The following is a 12,039-nucleotide window of genomic DNA, read 5'->3' as shown; positions in this document are numbered from 1 at the left end:
CTTCGTTGAAATTAATTCTTAGAAGCCTGTTGCTCGTAGAGAGGAAAGTCGCCATACACATGACTGATTTTTTCATGTACATCCGAAAGATCAGCATATACCTCGACGACCACAAGCTTGTTCTCCTGATACTTTTGCCAAGCAAGCTGAAGCTGTTCCCGTGCCTCTCCCTTACTCCGAATTGCAAGACTTTCCACAAACTCGTACTGAGGAATTTGAATTCCTGTCTTGGCCGCCTCAGAAACAAACGGGAGGGACTGCCCTGTGAGATGCTTATAATTCATTTGATTCTGTAACCAACCATACCCACCATTATTGAGTACGAGATAGATTAACGGTATTTGATACTCCACCGCCGTCATAAAATCCGAACAGAAGAGATTGAACGCACCGTCACCTACAAGTGCCACTACTGGACGTTGTGTTGCCACGCTTGCTCCCAGAGCAGCAGCCGCACCGAATCCAAGACTCGTTTGATCACTAGGAACAATCGAAAGAGAGCCTTGGGCAAAGCGAAAATATGGATAAAAATAGGACCACATATCCTGCAATCCATTCTCTTGAAGAAGCACCAGATTTTCAGGGAACTCCGTCTGAATCATGTCCAACAGCTCAGGAACGTGGATTCCAGGGGTCTTTTTCAGCTCTTCCAAATAAATAGCCCTGTGAGAAAAAGCCTCCTGTTTACAGCTCCTAATCGTTTCAAGCCACACTCCATCAGGCTCCTGGTCGCGCCGTTCAAGCCACTGCTCCACCGCTGCATATCCATCACCAAGCACCTTGATACCCCTGTACTCGTGTGCAAAATCCTCCAGATTTACATTGACTTGAATCAAAGGTGTATCCTGTAGCAAAATATCCCACTCAAAAGTAGCCGTTTCTTCCAATCGACTGCCCAGTGTGATTACCACATCAGATTCCTTCCAGATTTGTCTTAGACTAAGATCTGTATAGAGTCCCGCAACACCACAGAAGAGTTCGTGGTCTTCATCAACTACACCCCGTCCCGAGGCGGTTGCGAACAAGGCCGCTCCATGTTGGTTAGCAAACCGTTCAATCACATCGCCTGTACCTGACTTCATTCCGCCTCCGACTAGAATGAGTGGCCTGCGGGCGTTCTCAATAATTCCCCACGATGCATCCAACTCCCGATGAGACGGAGAGCACGACACCTTTTCTGGTGGGGTAAACTGAAGCCCTGTTGGCACAGGCTGGTCCATCAGGTTTTCAGGGAGTTCGATATAGACAGGACCTGGTGCTCCATTGATAGCCAAAAAGGCAGCCCGCTCCATCGCCCATACAAGCCGATCCACATGCTCGACACGATAAGCCCATTTTACGAGCGGCTTCACGAGTGAGATTTGATCCGCTTCCTGAAAGGATCGGGTACCCAGCTTGTCTCCGCCAGTACCAAGCGCCAGAAGCAGGAGCGGAGCGCCCAGGTTTTTGGCTTCCAGCAGCCCTGTGAGTGTATTACTGAGCGCAGGGCCTTTCCCCACAACACACACGGACATCTGGTTGGTGGTGAGCGCATAACCTGCTGCCATGAACACAGCATTACGTTGATCTTTGCACAGGATAAAATCCATACCGGATGAGGGGAGTGACGATACGATTTTGAGATCATCACTTGGTAATCCAAAGAGATGCTGAACCCCAGCCGATTTTAAGTAGCCAATGATGGCATCCCAGGGAAAGAAGCTCGCAGTCATACCAAACTCCTCTTTTCCGACAAATATTCTGCGACAATTTCTGAAATCAAGATCGGCTTCGAAATGAGCTTGAAATCGTAAAAAATATAGTTCGACATCGTGCCGTAGCCACCAAAAGGCTTATTACCTTGATCCACATCCTCAAGCGTCTGATTAATGGTCAGCGTGTGCTTCTTTCGCAGAACGTCAGTCAGGTGCTCCGATCCGTATAAGCTGCAACCCATTGCACGTTCACTGAAATAACTGGAGGAAATACGCTTGATCAATTGCTCGTCGTCTTGGTAGCTAACTACATTGAAGACTGGCGAAAAATACTCAATAATCTCCAGATTCTGCTCCAATTCACTATATACAACCGTTGGCTCCATCTTTTTTGTACGGAAATCAATGCCGCCGCCGTAAATAATAAACTTATCGTTCGTGTTGAAATATTCGGAAACCGAATATAGCGTGTCTTTATAGAATATAGGGGTATAGTTTGCGTTCGGATCATCGTTGGCACCAAATACGAGTTGGTCAAGCTGTTGAATCAGCAGATCTTTGAAATGCTCACTCACATCTTGATGTACCAGAATGATGTCGGGGCCTAGGCAGTCTTGTCCAGAGTTGAACAATCTCATTCGGATCACATCGGTAACCGCCAGCTCCAGATCTGCATCAGGTCCGATGATGAAAGGATTTAGTCCTTGTCCGTAAAAAATGTAGAGCTGATCTTTTCGAATCTGTTTTTTGATCTTCTCTGCATTGGTATAGCTTCCGGTGAACACCACAATATCAGCTGGCATCACGGAATTCTCCATGAACACCTTCTGGCTAACTTTACGAATATAGATGGGTAATCCATGCACAGCCTGAAGCTTTTCATGCAGCATGTTGACGTACTCGTTTACGTGAGAAGAAGGGCGAAAGTCTATATTTTCAACGTACAGGGACGGAATCAAGAGGTATAATGCATAGGAGTACAAAATGACGTTGGAAGGCATAAATACAGCCATAGATCGTTGCCAGCTTGGCTGATAGGTCTGCACTTCTTGCAGAGCACCTTGAAGTGTGAGGATCGTGGAGTCAATTTCTGCATTGGCAGCCCGATAGGATGAAAATTGTGTGAGAATATCCATCACTTCCTGCCGATTTTCAATCAAATAATTGAGGCATTTCAGAATAGATTCATGCCTTTTCAGAAACAGTGTGTTTTCTGCCAGTTCTGGATTTATACTCATGGCACATTCTCCCTTTCCTGTATGCAGTTTTGGTATATATCTTGTTATGCTTTGCGAGAAGCAGCTTTCTCTAGAGCAACACGCTCCATCTCCAGACGATCTACTTTTCCATTGCGATTCAAAGGAAAATGATCGAGCGGAAGCAAAAGATCGGGAAACATGTATGAAGGGAGTACCTGACTCATCTCTTTGCGGAGCACAGGCACGACCTGTGAGGAATCACTTTCGATGAATGCGACAAGCAATGTCCCTTTAGCCTCATCCTCCAAGGTAATCACGCAGGATCGGTAGCCTAGCGAACCAATTCGGTCCTCAATATAGACCGGAGATACCATGTAGCCCATCCGGTTGACCGTCTTACCGCTGCGACCAATGACATACAGCATTCCGTCATCCAGATAGCCCAGGTCCCCCGTCTTGAACCAGCCGTCCTGTAGAACGGATTGCGTCAGGTCTGGACGATTTAGATAACCTTCCATGCATCCAGCACTGCGTATCCACACTTCGCCTACGATACCGTCCGCCTGCTGGTTGCCTGTAGAATCTAGTATTTTCAGATCCACACCAGGTAATGGTAGGCCACAACCCTTCGGACACTCTAGCGTCCCCAGCGTAACGTTGCCCAGTTCAGAAAGGCCATAACCATTCAGCAGGGGCTGTCCAAATATGTTGTTAAATTTCTCTTCAAGGTCCTGGGTAAGTGGGGAACCGCCTACGCACCACATGCGCACCGGAGCTTCCTTGACCATTTCCAGTTGTTCGGGTTTTCGGTTTAGCATACGCAACAAGGTGTAAAAAGCAGAGGGGTTAGCGTCTACGACCGTCGCCCGGTCTTTCGTAATACTTGCAATGACGCTCCAGAGGTTTTTTGGATTGCAGATGATGAGAGAACATGAAGTTAACCACCAGGAGAAGATAAGTGAGATTCCATAAAAATGAGAAAAAGGCACAACGGGGAGCATATGGTCAGACGGTAGGTAGTTCATGGCGTGTATGGAATGCCTGATATTCTCCATAAAAGCTGAACCAGCTTTCACGATTCCCTTGGGTTTTCCCGTCGTACCTGAAGAATACAGAATGAGCGCATCTGACCTCTCGCACCACTTGTTAAAGTCGAGGGCTTCAAGCTTTGGCTCTCCCACCCAATCCGGGTGTACTGCTTCTTCTTGAATCAGATCTTGAATCAGAATAACGAGAGCATGAGGAAGTTCTAAATCGGAATCCGTAAGGATGCAACAGGCACCCGCTTCATCATAGATTTGGGCCACCTCATCGAGCACAGTCTGCTCGTCCACCACAGTCACCGAAACAGCAATATTGCACAGGGAGAACAGAGACACAACAAACCAATAGGAATTGGCCGCTTTCAGAATCACTCTACCGTCTTCGGGAATTCCTCTGAGCGTCAACATCCGGGAGAAGATCGTAACGTCTCGCTCCAGACGCTCCCTAGTCATAACTCCTTCAGGTGAGATAATACGGCAATCCGTATGCGTAATAAGCACAACGTTCCCTCCTTACATCCCCGTAATATGGTATCCAGCATCTACATGGATAACTTCACCCGTAATGCCTCTCGATAAATGGGAAAATAGGAATAACGCCGTATCTCCGACTTCCGACGTATCAACCGTCTTGCGTAGGGGCGTAGTTTCTTCAATATGTTTGAGCATTGTGTTAAAATCTTTAATGCCATAGGCAGCCAAGGTCCGTATCGGACCAGCGGAAATCGCATTTACACGAATGCCATATGTGCCCAGATCATTCGACAGATAGCGCATGCTGGCTTCCAGTGAAGCCTTCGCCACACCCATAACGTTGTAATTTTTGATCGCACGTTCTGCGCCAATATACGTCATGGTGACGATACTTCCACCCTCTGTCATCAGTGGGTATACCCGACGGGATACAGCAGCCAGAGAATAGGCACTGATTTCTTGTGCAACAGCGAATCCCTCGCGAGAAGTGTCAACGAACAAGCCATCCAAATCCTCAGCCTTAGCATAAGCGACACTGTGAAAATAACCATGCAATACGCCTACTTTTTCTTTTAGAAAATCCGCCAATGCATCAAGCTCTTCATTGCTTTGTACATTACAAGGACAGACCAGTGCTCCCGGAATGGTTTCAACGAGCTTTAGTACCCGCTCTGCAACCCTCTCATTTTCGTAAGTAAAAATGAGCTGTGCTCCTTCAGCAGCTAAAGATTGAGCTGTCCCCCAGGCAATACTCCTGTTATTAGCCACGCCCATAATCAAAATGTTTTTACCGCTCAGTAGTACTGCCACAGAAACCACCTTTCTTTTTTACATTTTTAAACAAAATAACAACTTAATTGCGTATGTCTACATTTATAGACATATGTAATCTTTCCTGGAATATTATCGCGTTAATTGCCAAACTTGGATAGGCGACGTTTTAGGCAAATCACAAAATTTATTTTAAAATTTGTGTAACACATCGTGTATGCTGTCTGTCATCTCACAAGAAATAGTTGTGTTGCTTCTGTTGGTCTGTGTTCAAATCGAAAGGAATACATGTATGTGAAAAAAGGTAGCGAGGCAAAAACAAGGTGACTGTCAAAGCGAGTTAAACATAAAATCCGCATATTTTTGTAAATATTTACATTCCGATGACAGAATCACCCACCTACCGGAAGTAACCACTTCATTTTCACCAACAATGACTCTTCCGATTTGAACATCCTGAGTGACCAGCCAGATATCATCTAAGTGTAAGCCTTAACCTTTATAGACTACGCTTTTGTTTTTTGGGAGCTACAGTATAGCTAAAGGAGACAACAAAGTCGATTGCCAGAACGATTGCCCATGTTTGCATAATGCCCTCCAAAGACATCGTACGCTGAGGATCATCAACATACACAATGATGGCGAGCAACAAAGCATTACCTATAGCCCAACCCAAAAGGTGAAGCAACCATCCTATCCGTTCCTCTTTTGCATGAGCAGCACCATACTTGCGTTCAGGCTTGGGTCCCTTACCAAACCAATGGGAGAACCGTACATCCGCCCACTTAATTAACCTATGACCAAATGCTACTGTAATACCAAAATAACAGGCCGCCAAGCCAGTAGCAGTCGTAATCTCCATGCCACTTTTCACCGTGATGAACACCGCAATCAGTAACAGGATATCAATAATGGGGGTAAATAGTAAAAGAAGACCGCCTAACTTCTTCAAGCCAAACATATACCTTGCGATCAAGCCTGCAACAACAAAAACCCAAAATAAAACTTCAGCACTAATAATAAATAAATACATAATAGATGATTCCTTTCAAATTAGAAATTGGTATTTACCTCAACGATCCCCCTTTCATGCCCACTATCATACAATATTATACATAATATTCCTAGTATTTTGTCTATAATTACATAAAAGGAAACAAATAGCCGTTTTTTTCTGCGAAAAACAGTATCTGTTCAGATCATTTCGTTTTGTTCTCAAAATGGGCATTTTACATGATATGCTACCCATAAAGAATTATGATGATCTGAAATAAAAAAAGATGTACCTATGCTAATCAGCACGGGTACATCTTTTTTACAGATACACTATCCAATTACAATATGCCCTTCGGGACGACGGTACAATGTCTTGGTCGAGCGTGGACGAATGGCATAGGCAATCGTAAGAGGACCAATCCGACCAATAAACATGGTCACACAAATAATCAGCTTGCCTGCATCAGACAATCCTGGCGTTACTCCTACGGACAAGCCTACCGTTCCGATTGCGGAAGCAGCCTCAAATGCAAGGGAGAGAAATGGGGCATCCTCTGTCATTAAGAGCAGTACAACCACAATCGAGAATATAAATAGGGCCAGTACAATAATGGTCAGCGCCCGCATCATGATATCGTTAGGGACCCTGTGGCGGAAAAACACAATTTCCTTCTGTCCTCGCATGACGGCGATTAGCGCACCTACCATAAGCAGAAACGTAGTCGTTTTAATTCCTCCTCCCGTGGAGCCCGGAGAAGCACCGATAATCATCAGCAACATAATAAAAAACTGACTTGCCTGTCTTAACCCGCTGATATCGACTGTGCTCGTACCTGATGATCTCGTGGAGACCGATTGAAAGACAGCTCCATATACTTTGCCTTCCCAGTTCAACGCGCCCAAGGTTCGTGCATTGGTAAACTCAAAAATAAATATAACCAGCGCACCAATCACAATGAGCACTCCCGACACGCTAAGCACCATTTTGGAGTGTAGAGACAGTCTTCGGGTACGGCGAAAATCGAACAAATCACTAAGTACAAGGAAACCTAAGCCTCCAGATATAACGAGCACAGATGCAATTATATTGAAAACAAAATCTCCAGCGTACTGTTGGAAGCTAGTCCCAAACAGATCGAATCCCCCGTTATTAAAGAGGGATACGGAATGGAATATTCCATAATAGATCGCTTGTCCGACAGGCATCTCTCGCATCCACCGCAAAGCCAAGACGACAGCAGCTATCGTCTCAATGGTAAAAGAAAAGATCAGCACCTTGCGAATAATACGCACGATCCCTTCCATGCTATCGGCATTAATAGCCTCCTTAAGCAGCAACCGATCCTTTAACGATAATCGTCGCCCCAACAACAGCGCAAACAAGGTCGCTAAGGTCATAAACCCCAGACCGCCTAGCTGCATCAGCACCAAAATGACGGTTTCGCCAAACATCGTATACGTTGAATCGACGTCAACAACAACCAGTCCTGTGACACAAGCGGCTGAGACGGACGTAAAAAGCGAATCAATCCAATGCGGAACATGACCACTATGATTGGCAACAGGAAGCATCAGTAGCAAAGTACCCAATGCAATAATCAATAAATATCCGATGACCAATATAAAAGGAGGCGATGCGAACCGACTAAGCTTGACGCTGCGTTTCATTAGAGTATTCTCTCCATCCGTTCTTATGAAAAAGAGGAACAAGACACGGGAAGCCCGGCTGATCCTCTATATTCATAATGTTATGTTATTCTACTGTTGGTTACGCATATGCGGGAAAAGCAGCACATCGCGAATGGAAGGCGCATCTGTCAGCAACATAACCAAACGATCGATGCCGATGCCCAGTCCACCTGTTGGTGGCATCCCGTATTCCAAGGCGCGGATAAAGTCATCATCCATTTCATGTGCCTCATCGTTACCGTGCTCACGTTCCAGCAATTGTGCTTCAAAACGTTGGCGCTGGTCGATTGGATCATTCAGCTCAGTGAACGCATTCGCATGCTCACGAGCAACCACGAACAGCTCGAAGCGATCCGTAAACCGCGGATCTTGTTCGTTTTTCTTGGCCAATGGCGAAATTTCAACCGGATGTCCAGTAATAAAGGTCGGTTGAATAAGCGTTTCCTCTACGAACTGTTCAAAGAATGCATTCAGGATATGGCCAAATGTCATATGCGGTTCAACCGAAACTTTATGCTCTTTCGCAAGGCGATGAGCTTCTTCATTACTCATCTGCACGCTAAAGTCTACGCCTGTTACTTCTTTAACAGCATCAACCATGGAGACTCTGCGCCATTGCGGCGTCAGATCCACTTCCTGGCCTTGATATTGAATGTGTTGTGTGCCTAGTACTTCCTGCGCAATATGTGCAACCATGTTTTCCGTCAATTGCATGATATCTTTATAATCAGCATACGCTTCATACAGTTCAATCATCGTAAACTCAGGGTTATGGCGGGTCGAAATACCTTCATTACGGTACACACGACCGATCTCATATACTTTCTCCATTCCACCGACAATTAGTCGTTTCAAATGGAGTTCAATAGCAATACGCATATAAAGCTGCATGTCCAATGCATTATGGTGCGTAACAAATGGCTTCGCTGCCGCCCCGCCAGCAATAGAATGCAATGTTGGAGTTTCAACTTCCAAATAGCCGAGCGAATCGAGATAACGACGCATGGATTGAATAATACGGGACCGTGTAATGAACGTTTTTTGTACTTCAGGGTTCATAACCAAATCGACATACCGCTGACGGTAACGCAACTCAACATCCTTCAGGCCATGATATTTCTCTGGTAATGGATACAAGGATTTGGACAAGACCTCAATATCCAGCACTTTGATTGTCGTTTCGCCTGTTTTGGTCTTGAAGAGCACACCCTTAACACCAACAATATCACCCAGATCCAAAATACCAAATGCTTTATATTTGGATTCAGGTACCGTATCTTGACGAACATAAATTTGAATACGTCCGCTAAGATCCTGTATATGAGCAAAGCTGGCTTTCCCCATCACACGTTTAGCCATAATACGGCCTGCTATGCTAACTTCAATATTCTTTTCTTCCAGTTCTTCCTTAGTCAAACTGTCATACTTGCTCAGTAGTACGCCCGCTTCAGCCGTGCGTATGTATTTGCGTCCAAAAGGATCAATGCCCAATGAGCGAAGCTCGTCCAATTTGGCACGGCGAATTTGCAATAGTTCACTTAATTCCTCGCGATTTTCTTGTGATTCCTGGTTAGTAGTTTCATCCGACATGGTGCTAAATCAGCTCCTTCAATATGAATAGACGGGCCGGGGTCCGTCCGGGTGTAGAGAAAAAAAGCTTCCACAAGGAAGCTTTTACATTAAATTCCAAAGTCCGTGTCTTATTTCTTGATATCCACGATTTTATATTGAATAACGCCTGCTGGAACGGTGACATCCACAACAGTTCCCTTTTTCTTACCGAGAATTGCCTTGCCAACCGGACTTTCATTCGAAATCTTGTTTTGTAGCGGGTCAGATTCGGCTGAACCTACGATAGCATACTCTGTAATATCTCCGAATTCCAAATCTTCAACAGTCACAGTTGCACCTACTCCCACAACATCGGTGTCAATTTCATCACTATTGATAATGCGGGCATTGCGTAGCATCTTTTCCAACGTAATTACACGGCCTTCAATAAAGGCCTGCTCATTCTTCGCATCCTCATATTCGGAGTTTTCACTAATATCTCCGTATCCGATGGCTACCTTAATCCGTTCAGCCACTTCGCGGCGTTTGACAGACTTTAAGTTCTCAAGCTCATCTTCGAGCTTTCTAAGACCTTCCTGTGTCAGAATGACTTCTTTATCGCTCATCTTAACCGATTCTCCTGTCATGGGAAAAGTTTAAAAGTGCATCGGAATGCACGCTTTCAAAACATAATATGCCACTCTGAGGGAATGAGAACATTTCCTGCTGTTGTCTTGAGAGCTGCACACAATTTGTAGCATACATCAAGATTTTATACTGAACGATTATAGGGCAAGCAATTGGAAAAGTCAATCGCGTGCACAGGCCGGAACAGCTTCCTTATTGCGCAACAGCAGCAGGAGAAGCAGCGCTTGTAGAAGGCTCATCGTTATCTACCATGTGCAATTGAGATACAAATTGATCCAAAATGCGTACCATATCGTCGCGCTTTGTTTCTTCCATAATGACATCCTTAATACGTGCAGAACCTTTAAACCCTTTGAGGTACCAAGCCAGGTGTTTACGCATTTCACGGACAGCCACTGCTTCACCCTTCAATGCAACCAGACGATCCATATGCAGAATGGCAATACGAATTTTTTCTTCCGGTGAAGGATCGGGCAACAGCTCGCCCGTTTGCAGGTACTCAATCGTACGGTAGAGCATCCACGGATTCCCCAGAGCACCACGTCCGATCATAACGCCATCACAATTGGTCAAATCCAGCATACGGCGAGCATCTTCCGGTGATGCCACATCACCATTTCCAATTACAGGAATGGAAACTGCTTCTTTAACTTCTTTTATAATATCCCAATTCGCATGTCCCGTATACAGTTGCTCCCGTGTACGGCCATGTACGCTAACGGCCTGACCTCCGGCACGTTCAACAGCGCGAGCGTTCTCTACGGCATAAATATGCTCGCTATCCCAACCAATACGCATTTTCACGGTAACCGGCTTGCTTACCGATTCCACTACCGCCGATACCATCTCATAAATCTTGTTTGGATCAAGCAGCCAACGAGCGCCTGCATCACATTTGGTCACTTTGGGAACCGGGCAGCCCATATTGATGTCAATAATATCTGCATTCGTCTCCTGGTCTACGACTTTCGCCGCTTCCACCAAAGATTTGCGGTCGCCTCCAAAAATTTGCAAGCTAAGCGGCTTCTCGCGCTCATCTACAAACAGCATCTCACGTGTACGCTTGTTGCCGTGAATGATGGCCTTATCACTAACCATCTCTGCACATACCAAGCCTGTACCGAATTCCTTGGCGATCAAGCGAAAAGCAGGATTGCACACGCCTGCCATCGGAGCCAGAACGACTTGGTTTTTCATTTCAATATCGCCGATTTTCAACATATTTGTTCACCCCTTTATTCTTTCTTTTGTATCGTCACTTATCGTCATTCCGTCAGTTCCCGGACTTCAATTTCTAGCGTTTGGGCGATGATGTTCAGCATGTCTGGGTCTACTGTACGATTGCCTCGCTCCACAGCACCTAATACAGTCAAAGATATACCAGTACGTTCTGCCAACTCCTGCTGTGTGAACCCTTTTAGCTTCCGAAAGGCGCGGAGTCGTTGCGCCAGCTGCATGTTTTCCAAAGCTGTATGCCGTCCTTTCCATCCACAGAATTCAATGCAGTATGCACGATACTGTACAGACCGGACGGATCTTGGTTCGGAACGATGTCAGCCAAAGGAACCAGCACAAAAGCACGCTCCAACATACGAGGGTGAGGAAGCTCCAAATCCGGTGTAGCCAGTTGCGCCGCTCCCATCCATAACAAGTCCAGATCAATGGTTCGTGGACCATTAGGAATATGTCTCACTCTCCCCAGACGACTCTCCACCTCCAGCATATATACCAGAAGCTCCTCTGGAGCAAGTGTTGTAGATACGGCTACCGTCATGTTCAAAAAAGAAGGTTGATCCAGATACCCAACAGGTTCTGTTTCGTACAGGCTGGAGCACCGCAGCACCCGTATACCCGGATGTTCGTCCAGCGCCGTAATGGCTTCATACAGGGTATGCTCGCGCTCCCCCAAATTAGCCCCTAAAGCAATATAAGCCTCTGATCCCTCAGAGGTCGAATGTGCATTCATGTATCGTT

Annotated in this window: 11 protein-coding genes; all 11 read right to left on the bottom strand. The window is 45.7% G+C overall.

The window, feature by feature from the left end; genetic code table 11:
* Window positions 1-11 precede the first annotated feature (11 nt).
* Window positions 12-1,712 carry a thiamine pyrophosphate-binding protein gene (locus ACYCSE_RS09675; RefSeq protein ID WP_459702129.1) on the bottom strand — a complete coding sequence of 567 codons (1,701 nt, stop codon included), beginning with the start codon at window positions 1,710-1,712 and terminating at the stop codon, window positions 12-14.
* Window positions 1,709-2,932, bottom strand: coding sequence for an aldehyde dehydrogenase family protein (locus tag ACYCSE_RS09670; RefSeq protein ID WP_459702127.1), 1,224 nt, complete (start codon window positions 2,930-2,932; stop codon window positions 1,709-1,711). Before ACYCSE_RS09670 ends, ACYCSE_RS09675 begins: the two co-directional genes overlap by 4 nt.
* 44 nt (window positions 2,933-2,976) lie before the next feature.
* Window positions 2,977-4,437, bottom strand: coding sequence for a class I adenylate-forming enzyme family protein (locus tag ACYCSE_RS09665; RefSeq protein ID WP_459702126.1), 1,461 nt, complete (start codon window positions 4,435-4,437; stop codon window positions 2,977-2,979).
* Between the two features lie 12 nt (window positions 4,438-4,449).
* A complete protein-coding gene (fabI, locus tag ACYCSE_RS09660) occupies window positions 4,450-5,220 on the bottom strand; it encodes an enoyl-ACP reductase FabI (protein WP_013308164.1) in 771 nt (256 codons plus the stop codon).
* A gap of 460 nt (window positions 5,221-5,680) precedes the next feature.
* Entirely contained in the window at window positions 5,681-6,214 is a 534-nt protein-coding gene (locus ACYCSE_RS09655; RefSeq protein WP_250267120.1) for a hypothetical protein, read from the bottom strand.
* Between the two features lie 293 nt (window positions 6,215-6,507).
* Window positions 6,508-7,845: a TrkH family potassium uptake protein gene (locus tag ACYCSE_RS09650; RefSeq protein WP_459702125.1), complete on the bottom strand. Its 1,338-nt coding sequence runs from the start codon at window positions 7,843-7,845 to the stop codon at window positions 6,508-6,510.
* 90 nt (window positions 7,846-7,935) lie between these two features.
* The gene (lysS, locus tag ACYCSE_RS09645; RefSeq protein ID WP_061831234.1) at window positions 7,936-9,456 is read right to left on the bottom strand and encodes a lysine--tRNA ligase; all 1,521 of its coding nucleotides are present in this window, start codon (window positions 9,454-9,456) and stop codon (window positions 7,936-7,938) included.
* 110 nt (window positions 9,457-9,566) lie between these two features.
* Entirely contained in the window at window positions 9,567-10,043 is a 477-nt protein-coding gene (gene greA / locus ACYCSE_RS09640) for a transcription elongation factor GreA (RefSeq protein WP_013308160.1), read from the bottom strand.
* A 214-nt stretch (window positions 10,044-10,257) separates the two neighbouring features.
* Window positions 10,258-11,286 carry a tRNA dihydrouridine synthase DusB gene (dusB, locus tag ACYCSE_RS09635; RefSeq protein ID WP_250259961.1) on the bottom strand — a complete coding sequence of 343 codons (1,029 nt, stop codon included), beginning with the start codon at window positions 11,284-11,286 and terminating at the stop codon, window positions 10,258-10,260.
* A 44-nt stretch (window positions 11,287-11,330) separates the two neighbouring features.
* Window positions 11,331-11,531: a helix-turn-helix domain-containing protein gene (locus ACYCSE_RS09630; RefSeq protein ID WP_025719314.1), complete on the bottom strand. Its 201-nt coding sequence runs from the start codon at window positions 11,529-11,531 to the stop codon at window positions 11,331-11,333.
* On the bottom strand, window positions 11,483-12,031 hold the full coding sequence (gene folK / locus ACYCSE_RS09625) for a 2-amino-4-hydroxy-6-hydroxymethyldihydropteridine diphosphokinase (RefSeq protein ID WP_069290765.1): 549 nt from the start codon (window positions 12,029-12,031) through the stop codon (window positions 11,483-11,485). The genes ACYCSE_RS09630 and folK overlap by 49 nt, the downstream gene beginning before the upstream one ends.
* Window positions 12,032-12,039 lie beyond the last annotated feature (8 nt).

This window comes from Paenibacillus sp. SEL1 (assembly GCF_054602535.1).
The sequence above is the reverse complement of the archived record's forward strand: the minus strand, read 5'-3'. Positions and strand labels throughout refer to the sequence as shown.

What these genes read in the sequence shown, in the direction of transcription:
- ACYCSE_RS09670 (WP_459702127.1), bottom strand. Translation starts at nt 2,932, where the DNA reads ATGAGTATAAATCCAGAACTGGCAGAAAACACACTGTTTCTGAAAAGG.
- greA (WP_013308160.1), bottom strand. Translation starts at nt 10,043, where the DNA reads ATGAGCGATAAAGAAGTCATTCTGACACAGGAAGGTCTTAGAAAGCTC.
- folK (WP_069290765.1), bottom strand. Translation starts at nt 12,031, where the DNA reads ATGAATGCACATTCGACCTCTGAGGGATCAGAGGCTTATATTGCTTTA.
- lysS (WP_061831234.1), bottom strand. Translation starts at nt 9,456, where the DNA reads ATGTCGGATGAAACTACTAACCAGGAATCACAAGAAAATCGCGAGGAA.
- ACYCSE_RS09650 (WP_459702125.1), bottom strand. Translation starts at nt 7,845, where the DNA reads ATGAAACGCAGCGTCAAGCTTAGTCGGTTCGCATCGCCTCCTTTTATA.
- ACYCSE_RS09675 (WP_459702129.1), bottom strand. Translation starts at nt 1,712, where the DNA reads ATGACTGCGAGCTTCTTTCCCTGGGATGCCATCATTGGCTACTTAAAA.
- dusB (WP_250259961.1), bottom strand. Translation starts at nt 11,286, where the DNA reads ATGTTGAAAATCGGCGATATTGAAATGAAAAACCAAGTCGTTCTGGCT.
- ACYCSE_RS09655 (WP_250267120.1), bottom strand. Translation starts at nt 6,214, where the DNA reads ATGTATTTATTTATTATTAGTGCTGAAGTTTTATTTTGGGTTTTTGTT.